A 23,032-nucleotide genomic window follows, 5' to 3' on the forward strand; every position below is an offset into this window, starting at 1 on the left:
TTGAGCGAAGAAAATACGTACGACTCAACGAGCATTAAAGTGCTGAAAGGCCTGGATGCCGTACGCAAACGTCCCGGTATGTACATTGGTGACACCGACGATGGCAGCGGTCTGCACCACATGGTGTTCGAGGTGGTCGATAACTCGATCGACGAAGCTTTGGCCGGCCACTGCGACGACATCAGCATCATCATTCACCCGGATGAGTCCATCACCGTTCGCGACAACGGCCGTGGCATCCCGGTAGACGTGCACAAAGAAGAAGGTGTTTCGGCTGCAGAGGTCATCATGACCGTGTTGCACGCCGGCGGTAAGTTCGACGACAACTCCTACAAAGTATCCGGCGGTCTGCACGGTGTAGGTGTGTCGGTTGTTAACGCACTGTCCAAAGAACTGATCCTGACCGTTCGCCGCAGCGGCAAGATCTGGGAACAGACTTACGTCCACGGTGTTCCGCAAGAGCCGATGAAAATCGTTGGCGAGAGCGAAACCACGGGTACCCAGATTCACTTCAAGCCTTCGGCTGAAACCTTCAAGAACATCCACTTCAGCTGGGACATCCTGGCCAAGCGGATTCGTGAACTGTCCTTCCTCAACTCCGGTGTCGGCATCGTCCTCAAGGATGAGCGCAGCGGCAAGGAAGAGCTGTTCAAGTACGAAGGTGGCCTGCGTGCGTTCGTTGAATACCTGAACACCAACAAGACTCCGGTCAACCAGGTGTTCCACTTCAACATCCAGCGTGAAGACGGCATCGGCGTGGAAATCGCCCTGCAGTGGAACGACAGCTTCAACGAGAACCTGTTGTGCTTCACCAACAACATTCCACAGCGCGATGGCGGTACTCACCTGGTGGGTTTCCGTTCCGCACTGACGCGTAACCTGAACACCTACATCGAAGCTGAAGGTCTGGCGAAGAAGCACAAAGTCGCGACCACCGGTGACGATGCCCGTGAAGGCCTGACCGCGATCATCTCGGTAAAAGTACCGGATCCGAAGTTCAGCTCCCAGACCAAAGACAAGCTGGTTTCTTCCGAAGTGAAGACAGCGGTCGAACAGGAAATGGGCAAGTACTTCTCCGACTTCCTGCTGGAAAACCCGAACGAAGCCAAACTGGTCGTCGGCAAGATGATCGACGCGGCACGTGCGCGTGAAGCGGCGCGTAAAGCCCGTGAAATGACCCGTCGTAAAGGCGCGCTGGATATCGCCGGCCTGCCGGGCAAACTGGCTGACTGCCAGGAAAAAGACCCTGCTCTGTCCGAACTGTACCTCGTGGAAGGTGACTCTGCTGGCGGCTCCGCCAAGCAGGGACGTAACCGCCGCACCCAGGCCATCCTGCCGCTGAAGGGCAAGATCCTCAACGTCGAGAAGGCGCGTTTCGACAAGATGATCTCTTCGCAAGAAGTAGGCACCTTGATCACCGCGCTGGGCTGTGGCATTGGCCGCGACGAGTACAACATCGACAAGCTGCGTTATCACAACATCATCATCATGACCGATGCTGACGTCGACGGTTCGCACATCCGTACCCTGCTGCTGACCTTCTTCTTCCGTCAGTTGCCGGAGCTGATCGAGCGTGGCTACATCTATATCGCTCAGCCACCGCTGTACAAGGTCAAGAAAGGCAAGCAAGAGCAATACATCAAAGACGACGACGCCATGGAAGAGTACATGACGCAGTCGGCCCTGGAAGACGCGAGCCTGCACCTGAACGAAGAAGCCCCAGGGATCTCCGGTGAAGCGCTCGAGCGCCTGGTGAATGACTTCCGTCTGGTGATGAAGACCCTCAAGCGTCTGTCGCGCCTGTACCCACAGGAGCTGACCGAGCACTTCATTTACCTGCCAGCGGTGAGCATGGAGCAGCTGTCCGATCACGCTGCGATGCAGGATTGGCTGGCCAAGTACGAAGTTCGCCTGCGCACCGTCGAGAAGTCTGGCCTGGTTTACAAAGCCAGCCTGCGTGAAGACCGTGAACGTAACGTCTGGCTGCCAGAGGTCGAACTGATCTCCCACGGTCTGTCGAACTACGTCACGTTCAACCGCGACTTCTTCGGCAGCAATGATTACAAGACCGTTGTCTCTTTGGGCGCTCAGCTGAGCAGCTTGCTGGACGAAGGCGCGTACATCCAACGTGGCGAGCGCAAGAAGCCGGTTACCGAGTTCAAGGAAGCTCTTGAATGGCTGATGACTGAAAGTACCAAGCGTCACACCATCCAGCGATACAAAGGTCTGGGTGAGATGAACCCGGATCAGCTGTGGGAAACCACCATGGACCCGAGCCAGCGCCGGATGCTCAAAGTGACCATCGAAGACGCCATTGGCGCGGACCAGATCTTCAACACCCTGATGGGTGATGCGGTCGAACCTCGTCGTGACTTCATCGAAAGCAACGCCTTGGCGGTGTCCAACCTGGACTTCTGATCCAGCGGACTTGCCAGACAAAAAGGCCAGCGCATTGCGCTGGCCTTTTTTATTTCCTTGAATACTTTGTTCGCTTATTCACAGGAACTTAATCGTATAGAACGCGAGCTTTATGCCTCGGCACCTCACAGAAAAATCCTACATACGACATCCCTGGTGCTCTTTATCCTACAGCCTTCTCGTCAAGTGCATGACTGGCGGGGAGCTATCATTTTTGGGATATCGAACAGGGAATGCTGTTATGCCAACACCCGCGTATTTAGTTATAAATGGAAACCGGCAAGGAATGATTACTGCCGGAACATTTACTCCGGAGTCGGTTGGTAATGTCTACCAGGAGGGTCACGAAAACCAAATCCTGGTCCAGGCATTCAGTCACCAAATAATTATTCCGAGAGATCCCCAATCGGGTCAGCCAACGGGCCAGCGCGTGCATAAACCGCTGATGATCTCAAAAGTATTTGATAAATCGTCACCGTTGATCTTAACCGCGTTAACGAGCGGAGAAGTATTGGATAACTGCCATATCGCTTGGTATCGGACCTCGGCGGCCGGAAAACAAGAACATTACTTCAGCATAGAGCTGGAAGACGCAGTGATCGTAGATGTGCAGACAAGAATGCCAAGCTGCCAGGATCCGGCCATGGCCCACTTTACACATCTGGAGGACGTGTACTTCACCTACCGAAAAATAACCTGGACTCACGAAGTCTGCGGTACTTCCGGTTCAGATGACTGGCGTGCTCCGCTTATCAGCTAGGACTCCCGACCCAAATCGCAGGCATAAAAAAACCGGCTATATCAGCCGGTTTTTTTACGTCCGAAAAAAACTTATGCACCTTTTCCGACATTTTATGAGCTTAAGAAATATGTATATAAATCATAATCTTACGAATATATCACGTCGTTTTTGAGCAAAACGGTACACAGGTTATCCACAGAATCTCAGACAGCCACCTGATCATTTGCAACCGGAGCTTGCGGAGCAGGCGGAAGCGAGCCCATATCACGCTGCATCTGCTCATTCCAGGCCTGAACACGATCGTTTAGATCGGCAATGGCTCGCGGCCCGCTTCCTTCGGCATACATCGGCTCGCCGATGATCACAGTGATGACACCCTGCTTCTTCGCCCAACCGGTTTTCGGCCAGAACTTGCCGGCATTGTGAGCAATCGGCAGCACCGGAAGCGCGGCGTTGACCGCTAACGCGGTACCACCCCGAGAGAACTTGCCAATGGTGCCGTAAGGCACTCGCGTTCCTTCAGGGAAGATCAGCACCCAGACGCCATCTTTCAGCAGTTCATCGCCCTTCTTCGCCACATGCTTGAGCGCCGCTTTTGGGTTGTCGCGGTCGATGGCGATCGGTCGCAACATGGCCATGGCCCAGCCAAAGAACGGCACAAACAGCAATGAGCGTTTCAGTACCTGGCTCAACGGCTCGAAGTAGGCCGAGAGGAAGAACGTCTCCCAAGTGCTCTGGTGGTTCGATTGAATCACGCAGGGCTGGTCAGGTACGTTCTCGGCGCCCTTCACTTCGTAGCTGATGCCCAGAAAGACTTTGCTCAGCCACAAGGCGCAGCGGCACCAATACACATTGATAAATCGATAGCGCGCCTTGAACGGCAGAAAAGGCGCGATAAAAAAGCTCAGGCTGCACCAGAGCAACGAGCTGGTGCCCAGCAGCAGGTAAAAGAGAAAGGTTCTGATGGCCTGCAGTATCGACATGGCGACGTTTACCGTGCGGGCTCTGCCCGTCTATATAAAGCGCACTCCCGATCAATCCTTGGTCAGGAAATTCGAAAGCACTCTAATTGTGGATAAGTTCTGCGGCAATCGCCGCGAGATCGTCAAATATCAAGGTGCCTACCGGTAGGGACTTGCCCAACGTCTTTGCGCCTTTCCCGGTCTTTACCAAAACTGGCTGAGAATCGACGGCTTTGGCGGCTTCCAGGTCACCAAGACTGTCGCCGACGAACCATAGATCAGTCAGCGATACGTTGTAATGCGCGGCGATGGTTTTCAGCATCCCGGGTTTTGGCTTGCGACAAACACAGCCTTCGTCCGGCCCGTGCGGGCAATAGACGATCAGCCCGACCTCACCGCCCTGCTCCGCCACCAACGAACGCAAGCGCTCGTGCATGGCGTCCAGGGTGGCGATGTCGTAATAGCCGCGAGCGATGCCCGACTGGTTGGTAGCGACCGCTACCGTCCAGCCAGCCTTGCTCAACTGCGCGATGGCTTCGATCGAACCGGGGAGCGGTATCCACTCCTCCACCGACTTGATGTAAGCGTCGGAGTCGTAATTGATTACCCCGTCCCGATCGAGAATCAGCAGTTTCAAACAGTCTTACCCCAGCAGCGAAATGTCGGCGACGCCGAGGAACAACCCACGCAAACGCGACAGCAGTGCATAGCGGTTGGCGCGCACGTTGGCATCATCCGCGTTGACCATCACGGCTTCGAAGAAGGCATCCACCGGCTCGCGCAAGGCCGCCAGGCGCGCCAGAGATTCGCTGTACTGACGCGCAGCAGCCATTGGCTGAACAGCCTGGTCCGCCTGCTGAATCGCCGAGTACAGGGAAAACTCGTTGGCATTGTCGAAATACTTGGCTTCAACGACCGATGGAACAGAACCTTCAACCTTGCTCAGCAAGTTCGAAACGCGCTTGTTCACTGCGGCGAGGGCAGCAGCTTCCGGCAATTTACGGAACGCTTCCACCGCTTGTACACGCTGATCAAAGTCCAGCGCCGAACCCGGCTTCAATGCCCGTACCGACAGATAAGTCCCGACATCAACGCCTTCGTCTTCGTAGCGAGCACGCAGTCGGTCGAATACGAATTCGAGTACCGAGTCGGCCAGGCCAGCCGCCTTGACCTTGGCACCGAACGCGTTCACAGCGAACGCCACGGCGTCATTCAGATCAAGGTCGAGCTTCTTGTCGATCAGGATGCGCAACACGCCGAGTGCAGCACGACGCAGGGCATACGGGTCTTTGCTACCGGTCGGCAGCATGCCGATACCGAAGATGCCAACCAGTGTGTCGAGTTTGTCGGCGATGGCCACGGCCGCACCGGTCAGGGTGGTCGGCAGCTCTGCGCCGGCACCGCGCGGCATGTATTGCTCGTTCAGTGCCAGAGCGACTTCTTCCGGCTCGCCATCGTTGAGGGCGTAGTAGTAACCGGCGACGCCTTGCATCTCCGGGAACTCACCGACCATCTCGGTTGCCAGGTCGCACTTGGACAGCAGGCCGGCACGGGAAGCCCATGCCGCGTTGCCGCCGATGCGTTGTGCGATGAATGCAGCCAGTTTGGAAACGCGCTCGGCCTTGTCGTAGACGCTGCCGAGTTTTTCCTGGAACACCACGTTCTGCAGACGCAGGTTGAAATCTTCGAGTTTCTGCTTCTTGTCCTGCTTGAAGAAGAACTCGGCGTCGGTGAGGCGTGGGCGAACCACTTTCTCGTTACCGGCGATGATTTGCTGCGGGTCTTTGCTTTCGATGTTGGCCACGGTAATGAAACGTGGCAGCAACTTGCCGTCGGCGTCCAGCAGGCAGAAATACTTCTGGTTGTCCTGCATGGTAGTGATCAGCGCTTCTTGCGGCACGTCGAGGAAACGCTCCTCGAACGAGCACACCAGCGGCACTGGCCATTCAACCAGAGCGGTCACTTCGTCGAGCAGGGCTGGCGGAACGATTGCCGTGCCTTCCTGCATCGTCGCCAGCTCTTCGGTGCGCTTGCTGATGATCGCGCGACGCTCGTTGGAGTCGGCCAGCACGTAAGCGGCACGCAGATCGCTCAGGTAGTTGGCGGGCGAAGTGATACGCACGCTTTCCGGGTGATGGAAGCGGTGACCACGGGAATCGCGACCGGCCTTCTGAGCGAGGATCGTGCAATCGATGACCTGGTCACCGAGCAGCATCACCAGCCATTGGGTCGGACGAACGAACTCTTCCTTGCGAGCGCCCCAGCGCATGCGCTTCGGGATCGGCAGGTCGTTCAGAGAGTCTTCGACGATGGTCGGCAGCAGGCTTGCCGTCGGCTTGCCGGCGATGCTCTGGCTGTAACGCAGCTTCGGGCCGCTCTGATCGATTTCGCTTAGCTCTACACCGCACTTCTTGGCGAAGCCCAACGCCGCTTGAGTCGGGTTGCCGTCTGCATCGAACGCGGCCTGACGTGGTGGGCCATCGAGGTTGATGCTGCGATCCGGTTGCTGGGTGGACAGCGAGGTGATCAGCACCGCCAGACGACGTGGCGCGGCATAGACGGTTTTGGTCTCGTAGTTCAGGCCAGCGGCTTGCAGGCCCTTGTCGATACCGGCCAGGAAGGCCTCGGCCAAGGTGTTCAGGGCTTTGGGTGGCAGTTCTTCGGTGCCCAGTTCAACCAGAAAATCTTGAGCACTCATTGTGCAGCCTCCAGCTTGGCCAGTACTTCATCACGCAGGTCCGGGGTCGCCATCGGGAAGCCCAGCTTGGCGCGAGCCAGCAGGTAGGCTTGCGCAACGGAACGCGCCAGGGTGCGCACACGCAGAATGTATTGCTGACGCGCAGTCACCGAGATCGCCCGGCGCGCATCCAGCAGGTTGAAGGTGTGGGAGGCCTTCAACACCATTTCGTAGCTCGGCAACGGCAGCGGCTGGTCGAGTTCGATCAGGCGCTTGGCTTCGCTTTCGTAGAAGTCGAACAGTTCGAACAGCTTCTCGACGTTGGCGTGTTCGAAGTTGTAGGTCGATTGCTCCACTTCGTTCTGGTGGAACACGTCGCCGTAGGTCACCTTGCCGAACGGACCATCAGCCCAGACCAGGTCGTAGACCGAGTCCACGCCCTGCAGGTACATGGCCAGACGCTCGAGACCGTAGGTGATCTCGCCGGTTACCGGGTAGCACTCGATGCCGCCCGCTTGCTGGAAGTAAGTGAACTGTGTCACTTCCATGCCGTTCAGCCAGACTTCCCAGCCCAGACCCCAGGCGCCGAGCGTCGGCGATTCCCAGTTGTCTTCGACGAAGCGAATGTCGTGGACCAGCGGGTCCAGGCCGACATGCTTGAGGGAGCCCAGGTACAGTTCCTGGAAGTTGTCCGGGTTCGGCTTCAGGACTACCTGGAACTGGTAGTAGTGCTGCAGGCGGTTCGGGTTTTCGCCGTAGCGGCCGTCAGTTGGGCGACGACTGGGCTGCACATAAGCGGCGTTCCAGGTTTCCGGGCCGATGGCGCGCAGAAACGTGGCAGTGTGGAAAGTCCCGGCGCCTACTTCCATATCGTAGGGCTGAAGTACCACGCAACCTTGCTCGGCCCAGTATTGCTGGAGGGCGAGGATCAAGTCTTGGAAGGTACGCACGGCTGGCGTAGGCTGGCTCACGAAATTCACCTGTTTCTTGGGCTGCGATTTAAAGAGCGGGAGTATACCCGATTCATTGCTGCGCACGCCCCCTGGAGCCTTATGCCACGCTGCTTTTGGTGTTCCGAAGATCCGCTGTACATGGCTTATCACGACCAGGAGTGGGGCACGCCGCTACGCGATGCGCAGGGATTGTTCGAGTTGCTTTTGCTCGAAGGGTTCCAGGCCGGCCTCTCCTGGATCACCGTGTTGCGTAAACGTGAGCGATACCGCGAGGTGCTGTTCGGCTTTGACGTACAGCGCGTGGCGCAGATGAGCGACGCTGAAATCGATGAATTGATGCTCGATCCCGGCATTATTCGCAATCGCCTCAAACTCAATGCGGCCAGGCGCAATGCCCAGGCCTGGCTGGCGCTGGAGGACCCGGTGGCGTTTCTCTGGTCCTTCGTGGGTGGCCAACCGGTGATCAATCATTTCAAGGATCGCACTGAAGTGCCGGCGGTCACGCCGGTCGCTGTGGAGATGAGCAAAGGCCTGAAAAAAGCCGGCTTTACCTTCGTCGGCCCGACCATTTGCTACGCGTTGATGCAGGCCTCGGGCATGGTCATGGACCACACCCGGGATTGCGATCGCTACGCGACCTTGTCGATCGGCGGTTAGAATAGCCGCCTCGCGCACAGCACAAGATCAGGAGTGACCTGTGGATAAGTTGAAAGGCGCCTTGCTGGTAGGCGCTCTGCGGCTGTTTGCCTTGCTTCCTTGGCGAGCAGTGCAGGCGGTTGGCTCGGCCATCGGCTGGGTGATGTGGAAAACCCCTAACCGTTCCCGCGACGTGGTGCGGATCAATCTGGCCAAGTGCTTTCCCGAGATGGACCCTGCCGAGCGCGAGCGTCTGGTCGGCCAGAGCCTGAAAGACATCGGCAAATCGCTGACCGAAAGTGCGTGCGCGTGGATCTGGCCGGCGCAGCGTTCCATTGACCTGGTGCGTGAAGTCGAAGGGCTCGACGTCTTGAAAGACGCCCTCGCCTCTGGCAAAGGTGTCGTGGGCATCACCAGCCACTTGGGCAACTGGGAAGTGTTGAACCACTTCTATTGCAGTCAGTGCAAACCGATCATTTTTTATCGTCCGCCGAAGTTGAAGGCGGTGGATGAATTGCTGCGCAAGCAGCGGGTGCAACTGGGTAACAAGGTTGCAGCTTCCACCAAGGAAGGCATTCTCAGTGTCATCAAGGAAGTGCGCAAAGGTGGTGCAGTGGGCATCCCCGCTGACCCTGAACCGTCCGAATCCGCCGGGATCTTCGTGCCGTTCTTCGCCACCCAGGCCCTGACCAGCAAGTTTGTACCGAACATGCTCGCTGGCGGCAAAGCCGTCGGCGTATTCCTGCACGCCCTGCGCCTGCCGGACGGCTCAGGCTACAAAGTGATCCTCGAAGCCGCGCCAGAGGCCATGTACAGCACTGATACCGAAACGTCCTGCGCGGCCATGAGCAAGGTGGTCGAACGCTACGTGCGGGCTTATCCGAGCCAGTACATGTGGAGCATGAAACGCTTCAAGAAGCGTCCACCGGGTGAAGAACGCTGGTACTGAGTGGATTGGCACGATCTGTGGATAACCTCGCAATCAGGGTTATCCACAACTGTTCAGAAAAGGGCGCAGAAGATGTCCGAACACAGAAAATCATTTCGTATCAAAATCAGCCATGAAAGCTTTGGCGAATGCCTGGGCCAAACCCGCAACCTCTCGACCACGGGCGTCTACGTCAAGCATCCGGGTTTGTCTGCGTTGCCTAAAGGCGCCGTGGTGTATGGTCAGGTGCAGGATTTACCCACAGGGGCGCCGCGGGTGCGCATGGAAGTGGTGTTGGTGGACGCCGACGGTATTGGCCTGCGCTATCTCTAATCAGGGCGCCTGACGCTCCAGCTTCTTCAGAAACACCGTCATCTCCTTTTCCGCCTGCTTGTCGCCGTGAGCACGAGCAGCTTCCAGACCCTGCTCCCACGCCTGGCGTGCGGCCGGATAGTCGGCCAACGCCAAATGCGCCTTGCCCAACAGTTTCCACGCCGCTGAATACTTCGGATCGAACTCGACGCAACGCTGAAAATGTTCGGCGGCCTTGGCGTTTTCCCCAAGATCCAGGTAGCCCTTGCCCAGGCCGAAGCGCAGCAATGAGTTATCCACACCCTTGGCGAGCATTTTTTCCAGGGATTCAATCATGGGGGACACCTTGGGTTATTGGGTGAAGTTCGAAACCACCTTCGGATCAGAAGAAGCTAAGCCCCACATGGAACAACTTCTCCACATCGCGAATATGCTTCTTATCCACAAGGAACAGAATCACATGGTCACCCGCCTCGATCACCGTGTCGTCGTGGGCAATGATCACTTCTTCATCGCGAATGATCGCGCCAATCGTCGTACCCGGCGGCAGTCCAATGTTTTCGATAGCCTTGCCAATCACCTTGCTCGATTTCTCATCGCCATGGGCGATCGCCTCGATGGCCTCCGCCGCGCCGCGACGCAACGAGTGCACGCTGACGATATCGCCACGCCGTACGTGAGCCAGCAAGGTGCCGATGGTCGCCAGTTGCGGGCTGATGGCGATGTCGATGTCGCCGCCCTGAATCAGATCGACGTAGGCCGGGTTGTTGATGATCGTCATCACCTTCTTCGCGCCCAGGCGCTTTGCCAGTAGCGACGACATGATGTTGGCTTCGTCGTCGTTGGTCAGGGCGAGGAAGATGTCGGCGTCGGCGATGTTCTCCTCCATCAGCAAATCGCGGTCGGAGGCGCTGCCCTGCAGGACCACGGTGCTGTCGAGGGTGTCGGAGAGATGGCGGCAGCGGGCCGGGTTCATCTCGATGATCTTCACCTGATAACGGCTTTCGATGGCCTCGGCCAGACGCTCGCCGATCTGCCCGCCACCGGCGATCACGATGCGCTTGTAGCTTTCGTCGAGGCGGCGCATTTCGCTCATCACTGCGCGAATATTCGCCTTGGCGGCGATGAAAAAGACTTCGTCGTCGGCCTCGATCACCGTATCGCCCTGGGGCAGTATCGGCCGGTCACGCCGGAAAATCGCCGCAACGCGTGTTTCGACGTTCGGCATGTGCTCGCGCAACTGACGCAGTTGCTGACCCACCAGCGGTCCGCCGTAGTAAGCCTTCACTGCGACCAGCTGCGCTTTGCCTTCGGCGAAGTCGATCACTTGAAGCGCGCCCGGATGCTGGATCAGGCGCTTGATGTAGTTGGTGACCACTTGTTCCGGGCTGATCAGCACATCCACCGGAATCGCTTCGTTATCGAACAGCTCGGAGCGCGTCAGGTACGCTGCTTCGCGGACCCGGGCGATTTTTGTCGGGGTGTGGAACAGGGTATGGGCAACCTGACAGGCCACCATGTTGGTTTCGTCACTGTTGGTCACCGCGACCAGCATGTCGGCGTCGTCCGCGCCGGCCTGACGCAGCACCGTCGGTAGCGAGCCGCGGCCCTGCACGGTGCGGATGTCCAGCCGGTCGCCGAGATCGCGCAGGCGTTCGCCGTCGGTGTCGACCACGGTGATGTCGTTGGCCTCGCTGGCCAAGTGTTCCGCCAGCGAACCACCGACCTGCCCTGCTCCGAGGATGATGATTTTCATCCAGTCACTCCCTTAAAAACCGGTTAACCGCGCGCGGCGGCGATCTTGATCAGCTTGGCGTAGTAGAACCCGTCGTGGCCGCCTTCCTGGGCCAGCAACTGGCGACCATGGGGCTGCTTGATCCCGGCCGTTGTGGCGAGGTCCAGCTCACGGGCGCCCGGCGTGCGGGCGAGGAAGGCTTCGATGACTTCGGTGTTCTCGGTCGGCAACGTGGAGCAGGTGGCGTAAAGCAGAATCCCGCCGACCTCCAGAGTTATCCACATGGCATCGAGCAATTCGCCTTGCAGCACCGCCAGCGCGGCGATGTCATCCGGTTGGCGCGTCAGCTTGATGTCCGGGTGACGACGGATCACGCCGGTGGCCGAGCATGGCGCGTCAAGGAGGATGCGCTGGAAGGGTTTGCCGTCCCACCAGGTTGCGGTGTCGCGACCGTCGGCGGCGATCAGTTCGGCGTTCAGGCCCAGGCGTGCGAGGTTTTCACGTACGCGCACCAGACGTTTGGCTTCCAGGTCTACGGCGACGACGCCGGCCAATGCAGGCTCGGCTTCAAGGATGTGGCACGTTTTGCCGCCCGGTGCGCAGCACGCGTCGAGCACCCGTTGCCCCGGCGCCAGGTCCAGCAGATCAGCGGCCAGTTGCGCCGCTTCGTCCTGCACGCTGATCCAGCCTTCAGCGAAGCCCGGCAGGCTGCGCACATCGGCAGCGGCGTCGAGAATGATGCCGTCCTGGCTGTAGACACATGGCGTGGCGGCGATGCCCGCTTCGGTCAGCAACTGCAAGTAGGCATCGCGAGTGTGATGGCGACGGTTGACCCGCAGAATCATCGGCGGATGCGCGTTGTTCGCCGCGCAAATGGCTTCCCATTGCTCAGGCCAGAAGGCTTTCAGGGATTTTTGCAGCCAGCGCGGGTGCGCCGTGCGCACCACCGGGTCATGTTCCAGTTCGGCCAGCAGCGCTTCGCTTTCACGTTGGGCGCGGCGCAATACGGCGTTCAGCAATGCCTTGGCCCACGGTTTTTTCAGCTTGTCGGCACAGCCGACGGTTTCGCCGATGGCGGCATGGGCCGGGACGCGGGTGTAAAGCAGTTGGTAGAGGCCGACGAGCAGCAGCGCCTCGACATCGGCGTCCGCAGCCTTGAAGGGTTTCTGCAGCAGCTTGGCCGCCAGCGCCGACAAACGGGGTTGCCAGCGCGCCGTGCCGAACGCCAGGTCCTGGGTGAAGCCGCGATCACGGTCTTCAACCTTGTCCATTTGTGTCGGCAGCGAACTGTTGAGTGAGGCTTTTCCGTTAAGAACAGCAGCAAGTGCCTTGGCGGCAGCCAGACGTGGATTCATTGAGCGTCCGCCGTTTGACCGAGGACGGTGCCGACGGCAAATTTCTCACGACGGCTGTTGAACAAATCGCTGAAGTTCAGCGCCTTGCCGCCGGGCAATTGCAGGCGGGTCAGGCAAAGGGCCTGCGCACCGCACGCAACGATCAGACCGTCCTTGCTGGCGCTGAGGATTTCCCCTGGAGCGCCCTGCCCTTCAGCGAGATTCGCGGCCAGCACTTTCAGTGCTTCGCCGTTCAGTGTGCTGTGGGTGATCGGCCAGGGATTGAAGGCGCGAACCAGACGTTCGAGCTCAATGGCCGGCCGGTTCCAGTCAATGCGCGCTTCGTCCTTGTTCAATTTGTGAGCGTAAGTGGCGAGGGTGTCATCCTGCACTTCGCCTTCCAGGGTGCCGGCAGCGAGGCCGGCGATGGCTTGTAATACTGCCGGTGGACCGATTTTCGCCAGACGGTCATGAAGGCTGCCGCCAGTGTCTTCAGCACTGATCGGCGTGGTGACTTTCAGCAGCATCGGCCCGGTGTCGAGGCCCAGTTCCATGCGCATCACGGTCACGCCGCTTTCTCTGTCGCCGGCTTCGACGGCACGCTGGATCGGCGCCGCCCCGCGCCAGCGTGGCAGCAATGATGCGTGGCTGTTGATACAACCCAGGCGCGGGATATCCAGCACCACTTGCGGCAGGATCAGGCCATAAGCGACCACCACCAGCAAATCCGGCTTCAGCGCGGCCAGCTCGGCCTGAGCGTCTTCGTTGCGCAGGGTCGGCGGTTGCAGCACCGGGATGTTGTTTTCCAGTGCCAACTGCTTGACCGGGCTTGGCATCAACTTTTGCCCGCGGCCCGCCGGACGGTCCGGTTGGGTGTAGACCGCGGCGATCTCATAAGGGCTGTCGAGCAGGGCCTTGAGGTGTTCGGCGGCGAATTCCGGGGTGCCGGCAAAGACGATGCGCAGTGGCTCAGTCATGGGAACAATCTCTGAAAAGAAAAAGGCTTGCCGCAGCAAGCCTTTGAAAGGAGGGCATCAAGCGTTCTGGCGATGGAGCTTTTCCAGTTTCTTCTTGATTCGGTCGCGTTTGAGGTTCGACAGGTAGTCGACGAACAATTTGCCGTTGAGGTGGTCGCATTCGTGCTGGATGCACACTGCGAGCAGGCCTTCGGCGATCAGTTCGTAAGGCTGGCCGTCGCGGTCCAGGGCCTTGACCTTGACCTTCTGCGGGCGATCGACGTTTTCGTAGAAGCCCGGCACCGAGAGGCAGCCTTCCTGGTATTGCTCCATCTCGTCGGTCAGGGACTCGAACTCGGGGTTGATGAACACCCGCGGTTCGCTGCGGTCTTCGGAGAGGTCCATCACGACGATACGTTTGTGCACGTTGACCTGGGTCGCGGCGAGGCCGATGCCTGGCGCTTCATACATTGTTTCAAACATATCATCGACCAACTGGCGCACTTCGTCGTCCACTACGGCCACAGGTTTGGCGATAGTGCGCAGACGCGAGTCGGGAAATTCGAGGATGTCTAAAATGGCCATAAGCTTGATTGCTGCACGTCTGAGGTAAAGTCGGGGTCGATGGCCTGGCAGGTCCGGAGATGCAGGCTACCGTTGTGAAGCGTAGCTCCTTTTTCTTTTTGGCAAGAATCCGGAGCGAGCCACGAGGGCTCTGGCGTTTCACGCGAACGCACATAATAAAGGGATTCACCGCATGAGGAAATCACTACTCGCCTTGCTCCTTCTGGCCTCGGCCGGTTTGGCGCACGGGCAAGTGCAACTCAGGGAAGGTTTTCCACAGCAATACACCGTTGTCACGGGTGACACACTTTGGGACATCTCCGGAAAATACCTCCGTGAGCCGTGGAAATGGCCTGAGCTCTGGCAGGCCAATCCGCAGATCCAGAACCCCAATCTCATCTACCCCGGCGATGTACTGTCGCTGGTCTACGTCAATGGCCAGCCGCGTCTGACGCTCAATCGCGGGGAATCCAGGGGCACTATCAAGCTCTCTCCACGGGTGCGCAGCTCGCCGGTGGCGGATGCCATCCCGAGTATTCCGCTGCAAGCCATCAACAGCTTCCTGCTGAGTAACCGCATCGTCGACAAGGTGGAGGATTTCGACAAGGCGCCTTATATCGTCGCGGGCGATGCCGAACGGGTGCTCAGCGGTACCGGTGACCGGATCTTCGCCCGTGGCCAGTTCGACCCGAGCCAGCCGGTTTACGGCATCTTCCGCCAGGGCAAGGTCTACACCGACCCCGACAGTAAAGAGTTCCTGGGGATCAACGCGGACGACATCGGGGGCGGCGAAATCGTGGCCACTGAGGGCGATGTCGCTACCCTCGCCCTGCAGCGCACGACTCAGGAAGTGCGTCTTGGCGACCGTTTGTTCAGCACTGAAGAACGATCCATCAACTCGACCTTCATGCCCAGCGCGCCAACAACCGACATAAACGGGCTGATCATCGACGTGCCGCGCGGGGTTACTCAGATTGGCGCGATGGATGTTGTCACGCTGAACAAGGGGCAGCGTGATGGCCTGGCCGAAGGCAACGTGCTGGTGGTGATGAAAACCGGCGAAACCGTGCGTGACCGGATCACCGGCCAGCCGCTGAAGATTCCTGATGAACGCGCCGGTTTGCTGATGGTTTTCCGTACCTACGACAAGCTCAGCTACGGGCTGGTGCTCAACGCATCGCGCTCGTTGGCGGTGATGGACAAAGTGCGAAATCCGTAAGCAGGCTCCACAAGTTACCAACAGAGTTATCCACAGCTTATTCCCGTTTGAACGGGGCTCATAACGATCAAGGATGATCCATGTCGCTGTCTGCTTTAACACCGGTTTCACCTGCGGAACTGGAAGCTCGTTTACGCCTGCATCGTTTGCCGGAACTCGGCCCTGCGCGTTTCAAGAAATTGCTTGAAGCCTTTGGCTCGGCGTCCAAAGCCATCAGCGCGCCGGCCAGTGCCTGGCGTGCATTGGGTTTGCCGTTTGCGTGTTCAGAGGCCAGGCGCTCGAGCGAAATTCGCGATGGCGCAAGCCACGCATTGGCCTGGCTAGAGCGTCCGGGCCAGCATTTACTGATGTGGGACCAGCCTGACTACCCGGCATTGCTGGCGGAAATCAGCGACGCGCCGCCGCTGTTATTCGTGGCGGGCGATCCGGGGATTCTGGAAAAGCCACAACTGGCGATGGTCGGCAGTCGCCGCGCCTCGCGACCGGGCATGGACACCGCTGCGGCGTTTTCCCGGAGTCTGGCCAGCGCCGGTTTTGTCATCACCAGCGGTCTGGCGCTGGGCATCGATGCCGCCGCGCACCAGGCCGCTCTGGACGTGGGCGGGCGAACGGTCGGTGTACTTGGCACGGGACTTGAAAAGTTTTATCCACAGCGCAACCGGAGACTGGCGGACGCCATGATTGCGTCGGGCAGTGCGGTGCTTTCCGAGTTCCCGCTGGACGCAGGGCCCACCGCCAGCAACTTTCCCCGGCGCAACCGGATCATCAGCGGTTTGTCCCTCGGCGTGCTGGTGGTGGAGGCCAGTGTCGCCAGTGGTTCATTGATCACCGCGCGGCTGGCGGCGGAGCAAGGTCGTGAGGTGTATGCCATTCCGGGGTCGATTCACCATCCCGGTGCCCGTGGCTGTCATCAGCTGATCCGTGACGGTGCGGTATTGGTGGAAACCATCGAGCATATCCTCGAAGGCTTGCGCGGCTGGCAACAGTTGCCGTTGTCCACCGAGACGCCATCGGTGACTCATCCACTGCTGATGCTTTTGCATGCGGCGCCGCAGACCAGTGAAGCGTTGGCAGACAGCAGCGGCTGGACCCTGCCCAAAGTGCTGGCGGCGTTGACGGAGCTGGAAATGGACGGCCGGGCAGTCTGCGAAAGCGGACGCTGGTTTGCGCGGGTGAGCTAGGTTTTACAAGGAAGATCGGTAAACTGCGCAGAGCCTTATTCCGGAGAGTTTTTCATGGTCAATAGTTGGCGTGTGCAACAAGCAGCGCAAGCCATTCGCGCAGGGGCGGTGATTGCCTATCCAACCGAGGCGGTCTGGGGCCTGGGTTGCGACCCGTGGGACGAAGAAGCGGTAGAGCGTCTGCTGATGCTCAAGGGCCGGTCGGTGGAGAAGGGCCTGATTCTGGTCGCCGACAACATTCGCCAGTTCGATTTTCTCTTCGAGGACTTCCCTGAGCTGTGGATGGATCGCATGGCCAGCACCTGGCCCGGGCCGAATACCTGGTTGGTGCCGCATCAGAATATGCTGCCGCAGTGGATTACGGGTGTGCACGAGACGGTGGCGTTGCGGGTCAGCGATCATCCGTTGGTGCGGGATTTGTGCGCGGTGGTCGGGCCACTGGTTTCTACATCCGCTAACCCTCAAGGACGGCCAGCGGCGCGGACGCGGCTTCGCGTGGAGCAGTATTTCCGGGGGCAGATTGATTTCATCCTCGGAGGCAACCTCGGTGGGCGCAAGAATCCGAGCGTGATTCGCGACCTGGCGACCGGTAACGTCATCCGCCCGGATTGAGACCGAGTCATCGTTCATCGCTGGCAAGCCAGCTCCCACAGGATTCCGGTTGTTCACATGACTTGTGTACGACGCTGTACCTGTGGAAGAGGGCTTGCCCGAGAAGGCGTCCTCAAGGCAGCAGAACAGTCGAACCGGTAGTCCGGCGCGCCGACAACTCGGTCTGCGCCTTCGCCGCATCAGCCAGTGAGTACTTCTGGCTGATCTCCACCTTCAACTTCCCGCTGATGATCATTTCGAACAGCTCATCCGCCATCCGCTGCAGGTTTTCGGCGTTGTTGGCGTAGGTCGCCAGTGTCGGCCGGGTCACGTACAACGACCCTTTCGCCGCCAAAATCCCCAGGTTCACCCCATCCACCGCGCCCGATGCGTTGCCAAAACTCACGACCAGACCCCGAGGCGCCACGCTGTCCAGCGAGGTGAGCCAAGTGTCCTTGCCGACGCCGTCGTACACCACCGGGACTTTTTTGCCATCGGTCAATTCCAGTACGCGCTGTGCGACGTTTTCATGGCTGTAATCGATGGTCGCCCACGCACCGTTGTCCTTCGCCAGTGCGGCTTTTTCCGGCGAGCTGACCGTGCCGATCAACTTCACGCCCAGGGCCTTGGCCCATTGGCAGGCCAGGGAGCCGACACCACCGGCAGCGGCGTGAAACAAAATAGTTTCGCCGCCCTTGAGTTCATAGGTCTGACGCAGCAAGTACTGCACGGTCAGGCCTTTGAGCATGACCCCTGCCGCTTGTTCAAAGCTGATCGCGTCTGGCAGGTGCACCAGATTGGCCTCCGGCAACACGTGAACTTCGCTGTAGGCGCCCAACGGACCGCTGCCATAAGCCACGCGGTCACCGACCTTGAAGCGGGTGACTTCACTGCCCACCGCCTCGACCACGCCGGCACCTTCCGAACCCACGCCCGACGGCAAGGCGGGTGGCGCATAGAGGCCACTACGGAAGTAAGTGTCGATGAAGTTCAGGCCGATGGCCTTGTTGGTAACGCGAACTTGCTGCGGGCCGGGTTCGGCGGGCTGGTAATCCACATACTCGAGTACTTCGGGGCCGCCATGGGTGCGGAACTGGATACGCTTTGCCATCAGAACTCTCCATAGGTCTTAGCTTTTGGATTAGTAGCGCCAAGCCCTCTATCGGACTCCTAAGCTTGATCCCCGTCAACTGCGGCAGGCCCATCTGCGATGTTATGCTACGCGCCCATTTGCGTCGGCCCTGCTCCGAGGGAGCGCCGCGTAGTTTTGCCCGATTCAAGGTGATGACATGACGACCCGCACCGAGGCCGTAAAAGCCTACCTGCTCGACCTGCAAGACCGCATTTGCGCTGCCCTGGAAGCCGAAGACGGCGGCACGCAGTTCGTCGAAGACGCCTGGACCCGCCCTGCCGGCGGTGGCGGTCGCACGCGAGTGATCGAGAACGGTGCTGTCATCGAAAAGGGCGGCGTCAACTTTTCCCACGTCTTCGGCAGCGGTCTCCCACCGTCCGCCAGCGCCCATCGGCCGGAACTGGCCGGGCGTGGCTTCGAGGCCCTGGGCGTGTCGCTGGTGATTCACCCGCACAACCCGCATGTGCCGACTTCCCACGCCAACGTGCGCTTTTTCATCGCTGAAAAAGAAGGTGAAGAGCCGGTCTGGTGGTTCGGTGGCGGCTTCGACCTGACCCCGTATTACGGCAACGAAGAAGACTGCGTGCACTGGCACCGTGTCGCCGAGCAGGCTTGCGCGCCGTTCGGTCCGGATGTCTATTCACGCTACAAAGCCTGGTGCGACAGCTATTTCCATATCAAGCATCGTCACGAACCGCGCGGCATCGGCGGCCTGTTCTTCGATGACTTGAACGAGTGGGACTTCGACACCAGCTTCGCCTTCATGCGCGCCATTGGTGATGCTTTTATCGACGCTTACTTGCCGATCGTGCAGCGTCGCAAGAACGATGCGTTCACCGCCAAACAGCGCGAATTTCAGGAGTTCCGCCGCGGCCGTTACGTCGAATTCAACCTGGTTTACGACCGTGGCACGCTGTTCGGCCTGCAATCGGGCGGGCGTACCGAGTCGATCCTCATGTCGCTGCCGCCGCAGGTTCGCTGGAGCTATGACTGGAAAGCCGAGCCGGGCAGCGAAGAAGCGCGCCTGACCGAGTACTTCCTGCAAGATCGCGATTGGTTGGCCAAGGCCTGAACGAGGAATCCTGATGGACCGTTACGTCGTATTCGGTAACCCGATTAGCCACAGCAAGTCGCCAATGATTCATCGTCTGTTCGCCGAGCAGACCGCTCAGCAACTGGACTACAGCACTTCGCTGGCACCGCTTGATGATTTTTCCGACTTTGCCCGGGAGTTTTTCCTTGAAGGTCGCGGGGCGAACGTGACGGTTCCGTTCAAGGAAGAAGCGTTTCGCCTGGCGCACAGTTTGACGGCGCGAGCGCAGCGCGCCGGTGCGGTGAACACCCTGAGCAAACTCGCCGATGGCACACTGCTGGGCGACAACACCGATGGCGCCGGGCTGGTAAGGGATCTGACGGTCAACGCCGGATTCAGTCTCAAGGGCAAACGCATCCTGCTGCTCGGTGCCGGTGGCGCAGTGCGCGGCGCGCTTGAGCCCCTGCTGGCCGAGCAGCCGGCCTCGGTGATCATTGCTAACCGCACGGTGGATAAAGCCGAGTTGCTGGCGGAGTTGTTCGCTGATCTGGGGCCGGTGTCAGCCAGCGGTTTCGATTGGCTGCAAGAGCCGGTGGACCTGATCATCAACGCGACGTCCGCCAGCCTGACAGGCGATGTACCGCCGATTGCCAGCAGTTTGATCGAGCCGGGCAAGACCGTTTGCTACGACATGATGTACGGCAAGGAGCCGACCTCGTTCTGCCGCTGGGCTACGGAACAAGGCGCGGCAGTGTCGATGGATGGCCTGGGGATGCTCGCTGAACAAGCAGCAGAAGCTTTCTTCCTGTGGCGTGGCGTGCGCCCGGACACGGCGCCGGTGCTGGCCGAACTGCGCCGCCAACTGACACTTTAGGCTTTTGTGGCGAGGGAGCTTGCTCCCGCTGGGGTGCGAAGCAGCCCTGATATCTGGAGGGCGCTTCGCTCCCTAGCGGGAGCAAGCACCCTCGCCACAGGTATTTGGTTGTCCAAAAAGCGGTGTTTCAGTCTTCAAACCGGATCGGGCATTTCTCCGCGCCTTCGAGCTTCCTCAACTCCTCCACCACCGGCGGCCGCGCACCGCGCAAGGTCAGGCTGCGGTCCTGCTTACGCAGCCGTCGCGCTTCCTGGTGCAGCATTTCCACACCCGAATAGTCGATGAAGTTGATGTGCTGCGCCTCGATCACCACGCGCGCGCCGTGCATCCGTTGCAGGCGCACTTGCAGGTAATGGCTGGCGCCGAAGAAGATCGACCCGCCGACCCGCAGAATGTCTTCATCGCCGTCGCGCCAGTGCTGCACACGAGGTTGTGAGGTGCGCTTGAGGTAGAAAAACAGGGACGCGAGCACTCCGGCATAAATCGCCGTCTGCAACTCCAGCAACAGCGTGGCGATACAGGTCAGCGCCATCACCACGAACTCGGCGCGGCTGACCCGCAGCAACGCGCGAATGCCGCGATGGTCGATCAATCCCCAAGCGATCAACAGAATGCTGCCGGCCATGGCCGGAATCGGAATATGCGCAATCAGATGGGCGCCGAAGATCGCGAACAGCGCCACCCACATCGCCGAAAAAACCCCGGCCAGCGGCGAGCAGGCACCCGCTTCGTAACTCAGTCCCGAGCGTGTGAAGGACCCGGCTGACAGCGAGCCGGAAAAAAACGCCCCGACAATGTTCGACAAGCCTTGGGCGCGAACTTCCTGATTCGCATCGAGCAACTGCTGCGACCGCGCCGACAAGGAGCGGGCAATCGACAGACTCGTCACCAGCCCGAGCATCCCGACCGCCACGGCGCTGGGCAACAGACGCAGGATCAGATCAAGGTCCAGCGGCAACGGGCTGAAGGGCGGCAGGCGCCCGACAAACGCGCTGACCAACTGCACGTGACCAAACATCGTTGGCCAGAGCCATACCAGTAATCCGCTCAGGACCAGGGTGATCAATAGCGTTGGCCAGCGCGGCAACAGCAGTTTCAGCGTCACCCCCACGACGACAGTTGCCAGGCCCAGCACCAGCGAAGGTTGGTCTACCTCGCCGAGATGCCTGAACAGCATCATAAAACTGTCCAGTGCCGTGGCTTGGTTGGGCACGTCCAGCCCCAGCAGATTGGGTATTTGACCGATGGCAATCACTACCGCGGCGCCAAGCGTGAAACCGAGCACGACCGAGTGCGAGACAAAATTTACCAGCGCGCCGAATCGCAGCAAACCCAGCAGCCACTGGAAAATACCGGCGAGGAGCGTCAGAAGCAGGATCAGCGTGATGTAGTCCTTGGACGCGGGAACGGCCAGAGGACTGACGCTGGCGTACAGGACAATCGAAATGGCCGCCGTAGGGCCGCAGATCAGATGCCACGACGATCCCCAAAGACAGGCAATCAGCACCGGGATGATCGCCGCGTACAAGCCGTATTCCGGTGGGAGACCGGCAATCAGCGCGTAGGCAATGGATTGCGGCAACGCGAGAATGGCGCCGCTGAGGCCGACAATCAGGTCACGGCCGACGCTGGCGCGGGTTTGCCGGGGCAACCACGTGAGGAAGGGAAAGAGTGAATGGCGGCTGGGAAGGGCCATGGGTCCTCTCGGTCGGGGGTTTTGCGCAGGGTAACAGGACGACGCGATCATTGTGGTGAGGGAGCTTGCTCCCGCTGGGCTGCAAAGCAGCCCTAGACATCTGCGGGCGCTTCGCACCCGAGCGGGAGCGAGCTCCCTCGCCACAGATCATGCTTACAACTTGGCTTTCACTGCCGGCAACGCATCCTTCCCGTCCACGGTCTTCACGCCATCCAGCCACTTGTCCAGCACCGCCGGATTAGCCTTGATCCACGCTTTTGCTGCATCGGCATTGCTGACCTTCTTGTTCACCACGTCCGCCATGATGCTGTTTTCCATTTCCTGAGTGAAACTCAGGTTGGTGAGCAATTTGCCGACATTCGGGCAGGCCTGTGCATAACCTTTGCGGGTCAGCGTGTGAACGCTGCCGGTATCGCCGAAGTATTTCTCGCCACCTTTCAGGTAATGCATTTTCAACTGCACGTTCATCGGGTGCGGCGTCCAGCCGAGGAAGGTCACGAACTTCTGCTTCTTCACGGCACGAGACACTTCGGCCAGCATTGCCTGTTCGCTGGACTCGACGAGTTTCCACTGACCCATGTCGAAGTCGTTCTTCTTGATGATTTCTTGCAGTGAAATGTTCGCCGGGGCTCCGGAACCGATGCCGTAGATCTTCTTGTCGAATTTGTCGGCGAACTTGTTCAGGTCGGCAAAGTTATGCACACCCGCGTCCCACACATAATCCGGAACAGCCAGGGTGAACTCGGTGCCATCGAGGTTCTTCGCCAGTTGCGTGACGTCGCCGGTGGCCACGAACTTGTCGTAGAAACCCTGCTGCGCAGGCATCCAGTTACCCAGGAACACGTCAACCTGACCATCCTTCAAGCCGCCAAAGGTAATCGGCACCGCGAGGGTGTCGACTTTGGGCTTGTAGCCCATGCCGTCCAGCAGAAACCCGGTGATGGCGTTGGTTGCGGCGATGTCGCTCCAGCCAGGGTCGGCCATTTTCACCGTCTCGCAGCTCTGATCGGCATACGCCGATGCACTGCCCAGGGCCAGCAGCCCGACCGTCAGTACTGTGGATAACTTTTGCATGGACTTCCCCTTAAC

22 protein-coding genes are annotated in these 23,032 nt (G+C 59.4%); 10 read left to right on the forward strand and 12 right to left on the reverse strand.

Going from position 1 to position 23,032, the window contains the following annotated elements:
• Window positions 1-2,418, forward strand: a complete 2,418-nt coding sequence (gyrB, locus tag ACM6I5_RS23725) for a DNA topoisomerase (ATP-hydrolyzing) subunit B (protein WP_031319202.1) — start codon at window positions 1-3, stop codon at window positions 2,416-2,418.
• Window positions 2,419-2,659: 241 nt separating this feature from the next.
• The gene (locus ACM6I5_RS23730; protein WP_017341712.1) at window positions 2,660-3,178 is read left to right on the forward strand and encodes an Hcp family type VI secretion system effector; all 519 of its coding nucleotides are present in this window, start codon (window positions 2,660-2,662) and stop codon (window positions 3,176-3,178) included.
• Between the two features lie 185 nt (window positions 3,179-3,363).
• Here ACM6I5_RS23730 and ACM6I5_RS23735 read toward each other — a convergent pair whose 3' ends face one another.
• From ACM6I5_RS23735 to glyQ, 4 genes are all read right to left on the reverse strand, one after another.
• The gene (locus tag ACM6I5_RS23735; RefSeq protein ID WP_017341713.1) at window positions 3,364-4,143 is read right to left on the reverse strand and encodes a lysophospholipid acyltransferase family protein; all 780 of its coding nucleotides are present in this window, start codon (window positions 4,141-4,143) and stop codon (window positions 3,364-3,366) included.
• Window positions 4,144-4,225: 82 nt separating this feature from the next.
• A complete protein-coding gene (gmhB, locus tag ACM6I5_RS23740) occupies window positions 4,226-4,759 on the reverse strand; it encodes a D-glycero-beta-D-manno-heptose 1,7-bisphosphate 7-phosphatase (RefSeq protein WP_414880299.1) in 534 nt (177 codons plus the stop codon).
• Between the two features lie 6 nt (window positions 4,760-4,765).
• On the reverse strand, window positions 4,766-6,820 hold the full coding sequence (gene glyS / locus ACM6I5_RS23745; RefSeq protein WP_414884821.1) for a glycine--tRNA ligase subunit beta: 2,055 nt from the start codon (window positions 6,818-6,820) through the stop codon (window positions 4,766-4,768).
• Window positions 6,817-7,770, reverse strand: a complete 954-nt coding sequence (gene glyQ, locus ACM6I5_RS23750) for a glycine--tRNA ligase subunit alpha (RefSeq protein WP_003213601.1) — start codon at window positions 7,768-7,770, stop codon at window positions 6,817-6,819. Before glyQ ends, glyS begins: the two co-directional genes overlap by 4 nt.
• 81 nt (window positions 7,771-7,851) lie before the next feature.
• Here glyQ and tag point away from each other — a divergent pair, with 81 nt between their 5' ends.
• The 3 genes from tag (at window position 7,852) to ACM6I5_RS23765 (ending at window position 9,649) form a co-directional block, all read left to right on the forward strand.
• Window positions 7,852-8,409, forward strand: coding sequence for a DNA-3-methyladenine glycosylase I (tag, locus tag ACM6I5_RS23755; RefSeq protein ID WP_017341717.1), 558 nt, complete (start codon window positions 7,852-7,854; stop codon window positions 8,407-8,409).
• 40 nt (window positions 8,410-8,449) lie between these two features.
• On the forward strand, window positions 8,450-9,337 hold the full coding sequence (locus ACM6I5_RS23760; protein ID WP_017341718.1) for a lysophospholipid acyltransferase: 888 nt from the start codon (window positions 8,450-8,452) through the stop codon (window positions 9,335-9,337).
• A gap of 72 nt (window positions 9,338-9,409) precedes the next feature.
• Complete coding sequence (locus tag ACM6I5_RS23765; protein WP_008027574.1) at window positions 9,410-9,649, forward strand: PilZ domain-containing protein; 240 nt, start codon at window positions 9,410-9,412, stop codon at window positions 9,647-9,649.
• Here the strand turns inward: ACM6I5_RS23765 and ACM6I5_RS23770 are convergent, their stop codons facing one another.
• The 5 genes from ACM6I5_RS23770 to def are packed head-to-tail and all read right to left on the reverse strand — an operon-like array spanning window position 9,650 to window position 14,238.
• The gene (locus ACM6I5_RS23770; protein ID WP_414880296.1) at window positions 9,650-9,964 is read right to left on the reverse strand and encodes a tetratricopeptide repeat protein; all 315 of its coding nucleotides are present in this window, start codon (window positions 9,962-9,964) and stop codon (window positions 9,650-9,652) included.
• Window positions 9,965-10,010: 46 nt separating this feature from the next.
• Window positions 10,011-11,384: a Trk system potassium transporter TrkA gene (trkA, locus tag ACM6I5_RS23775; protein WP_414884822.1), complete on the reverse strand. Its 1,374-nt coding sequence runs from the start codon at window positions 11,382-11,384 to the stop codon at window positions 10,011-10,013.
• A gap of 23 nt (window positions 11,385-11,407) precedes the next feature.
• A complete protein-coding gene (gene rsmB, locus ACM6I5_RS23780) occupies window positions 11,408-12,718 on the reverse strand; it encodes a 16S rRNA (cytosine(967)-C(5))-methyltransferase RsmB (RefSeq protein ID WP_414884823.1) in 1,311 nt (436 codons plus the stop codon).
• Window positions 12,715-13,674 carry a methionyl-tRNA formyltransferase gene (fmt, locus tag ACM6I5_RS23785; RefSeq protein WP_414884824.1) on the reverse strand — a complete coding sequence of 320 codons (960 nt, stop codon included), beginning with the start codon at window positions 13,672-13,674 and terminating at the stop codon, window positions 12,715-12,717. The genes rsmB and fmt overlap by 4 nt, the downstream gene beginning before the upstream one ends.
• A gap of 57 nt (window positions 13,675-13,731) precedes the next feature.
• Window positions 13,732-14,238, reverse strand: coding sequence for a peptide deformylase (gene def / locus ACM6I5_RS23790; RefSeq protein WP_017341723.1), 507 nt, complete (start codon window positions 14,236-14,238; stop codon window positions 13,732-13,734).
• A 172-nt stretch (window positions 14,239-14,410) separates the two neighbouring features.
• Here def and ACM6I5_RS23795 point away from each other — a divergent pair, with 172 nt between their 5' ends.
• From ACM6I5_RS23795 to ACM6I5_RS23805, 3 genes are all read left to right on the forward strand, one after another.
• Window positions 14,411-15,436 carry a LysM peptidoglycan-binding domain-containing protein gene (locus ACM6I5_RS23795; protein WP_017341724.1) on the forward strand — a complete coding sequence of 342 codons (1,026 nt, stop codon included), beginning with the start codon at window positions 14,411-14,413 and terminating at the stop codon, window positions 15,434-15,436.
• Window positions 15,437-15,516: 80 nt separating this feature from the next.
• Window positions 15,517-16,617 carry a DNA-processing protein DprA gene (dprA, locus tag ACM6I5_RS23800; protein WP_017341725.1) on the forward strand — a complete coding sequence of 367 codons (1,101 nt, stop codon included), beginning with the start codon at window positions 15,517-15,519 and terminating at the stop codon, window positions 16,615-16,617.
• A gap of 54 nt (window positions 16,618-16,671) precedes the next feature.
• On the forward strand, window positions 16,672-17,229 hold the full coding sequence (locus ACM6I5_RS23805; RefSeq protein ID WP_017341726.1) for an L-threonylcarbamoyladenylate synthase: 558 nt from the start codon (window positions 16,672-16,674) through the stop codon (window positions 17,227-17,229).
• A 112-nt stretch (window positions 17,230-17,341) separates the two neighbouring features.
• Here ACM6I5_RS23805 and ACM6I5_RS23810 read toward each other — a convergent pair whose 3' ends face one another.
• Window positions 17,342-18,319, reverse strand: coding sequence for an NADPH:quinone reductase (locus ACM6I5_RS23810; protein WP_414884825.1), 978 nt, complete (start codon window positions 18,317-18,319; stop codon window positions 17,342-17,344).
• 178 nt (window positions 18,320-18,497) lie between these two features.
• Here ACM6I5_RS23810 and hemF point away from each other — a divergent pair, with 178 nt between their 5' ends.
• Both hemF and aroE read left to right on the forward strand, forming a co-directional pair.
• A complete protein-coding gene (gene hemF / locus ACM6I5_RS23815; RefSeq protein ID WP_008155665.1) occupies window positions 18,498-19,412 on the forward strand; it encodes an oxygen-dependent coproporphyrinogen oxidase in 915 nt (304 codons plus the stop codon).
• A gap of 13 nt (window positions 19,413-19,425) precedes the next feature.
• On the forward strand, window positions 19,426-20,247 hold the full coding sequence (gene aroE, locus ACM6I5_RS23820) for a shikimate dehydrogenase (protein WP_017341728.1): 822 nt from the start codon (window positions 19,426-19,428) through the stop codon (window positions 20,245-20,247).
• A 127-nt stretch (window positions 20,248-20,374) separates the two neighbouring features.
• Here the strand turns inward: aroE and ACM6I5_RS23825 are convergent, their stop codons facing one another.
• Together ACM6I5_RS23825 and choX are read right to left on the reverse strand one after the other, a co-directional pair.
• Window positions 20,375-21,943 (reverse strand): SulP family inorganic anion transporter, encoded by a 1,569-nt coding sequence (locus ACM6I5_RS23825; RefSeq protein WP_017341729.1) that lies wholly within the window; start codon window positions 21,941-21,943, stop codon window positions 20,375-20,377.
• A 153-nt stretch (window positions 21,944-22,096) separates the two neighbouring features.
• Entirely contained in the window at window positions 22,097-23,017 is a 921-nt protein-coding gene (gene choX / locus ACM6I5_RS23830; protein ID WP_017341730.1) for a choline ABC transporter substrate-binding protein, read from the reverse strand.
• Window positions 23,018-23,032: the final 15 nt, after the last annotated feature.

This window comes from Pseudomonas sp. IT-P171, assembly GCF_949767765.1.
In the GTDB taxonomy this organism is placed as follows: Bacteria; Pseudomonadota; Gammaproteobacteria; order Pseudomonadales; family Pseudomonadaceae; genus Aquipseudomonas; species Aquipseudomonas fluorescens_B.

Bases quoted from the DNA above. Each gene is read 5' to 3' on its own strand.
- ACM6I5_RS23730 (WP_017341712.1), top strand. From the start codon at position 2,660: ATGCCAACACCCGCGTATTTAGTTATAAATGGAAACCGGCAAGGAATG.
- ACM6I5_RS23735 (WP_017341713.1), bottom strand. From the start codon at position 4,143: ATGTCGATACTGCAGGCCATCAGAACCTTTCTCTTTTACCTGCTGCTG.
- glyS (WP_414884821.1), bottom strand. From the start codon at position 6,820: ATGAGTGCTCAAGATTTTCTGGTTGAACTGGGCACCGAAGAACTGCCA.
- tag (WP_017341717.1), top strand. From the start codon at position 7,852: ATGCCACGCTGCTTTTGGTGTTCCGAAGATCCGCTGTACATGGCTTAT.
- ACM6I5_RS23765 (WP_008027574.1), top strand. From the start codon at position 9,410: ATGTCCGAACACAGAAAATCATTTCGTATCAAAATCAGCCATGAAAGC.
- ACM6I5_RS23770 (WP_414880296.1), bottom strand. From the start codon at position 9,964: ATGATTGAATCCCTGGAAAAAATGCTCGCCAAGGGTGTGGATAACTCA.
- trkA (WP_414884822.1), bottom strand. From the start codon at position 11,384: ATGAAAATCATCATCCTCGGAGCAGGGCAGGTCGGTGGTTCGCTGGCG.
- rsmB (WP_414884823.1), bottom strand. From the start codon at position 12,718: ATGAATCCACGTCTGGCTGCCGCCAAGGCACTTGCTGCTGTTCTTAAC.
- fmt (WP_414884824.1), bottom strand. From the start codon at position 13,674: ATGACTGAGCCACTGCGCATCGTCTTTGCCGGCACCCCGGAATTCGCC.
- def (WP_017341723.1), bottom strand. From the start codon at position 14,238: ATGGCCATTTTAGACATCCTCGAATTTCCCGACTCGCGTCTGCGCACT.
- ACM6I5_RS23795 (WP_017341724.1), top strand. From the start codon at position 14,411: ATGAGGAAATCACTACTCGCCTTGCTCCTTCTGGCCTCGGCCGGTTTG.
- dprA (WP_017341725.1), top strand. From the start codon at position 15,517: ATGTCGCTGTCTGCTTTAACACCGGTTTCACCTGCGGAACTGGAAGCT.
- ACM6I5_RS23805 (WP_017341726.1), top strand. From the start codon at position 16,672: ATGGTCAATAGTTGGCGTGTGCAACAAGCAGCGCAAGCCATTCGCGCA.
- ACM6I5_RS23810 (WP_414884825.1), bottom strand. From the start codon at position 18,319: ATGGCAAAGCGTATCCAGTTCCGCACCCATGGCGGCCCCGAAGTACTC.
- hemF (WP_008155665.1), top strand. From the start codon at position 18,498: ATGACGACCCGCACCGAGGCCGTAAAAGCCTACCTGCTCGACCTGCAA.
- aroE (WP_017341728.1), top strand. From the start codon at position 19,426: ATGGACCGTTACGTCGTATTCGGTAACCCGATTAGCCACAGCAAGTCG.
- ACM6I5_RS23825 (WP_017341729.1), bottom strand. From the start codon at position 21,943: ATGGCCCTTCCCAGCCGCCATTCACTCTTTCCCTTCCTCACGTGGTTG.
- choX (WP_017341730.1), bottom strand. From the start codon at position 23,017: ATGCAAAAGTTATCCACAGTACTGACGGTCGGGCTGCTGGCCCTGGGC.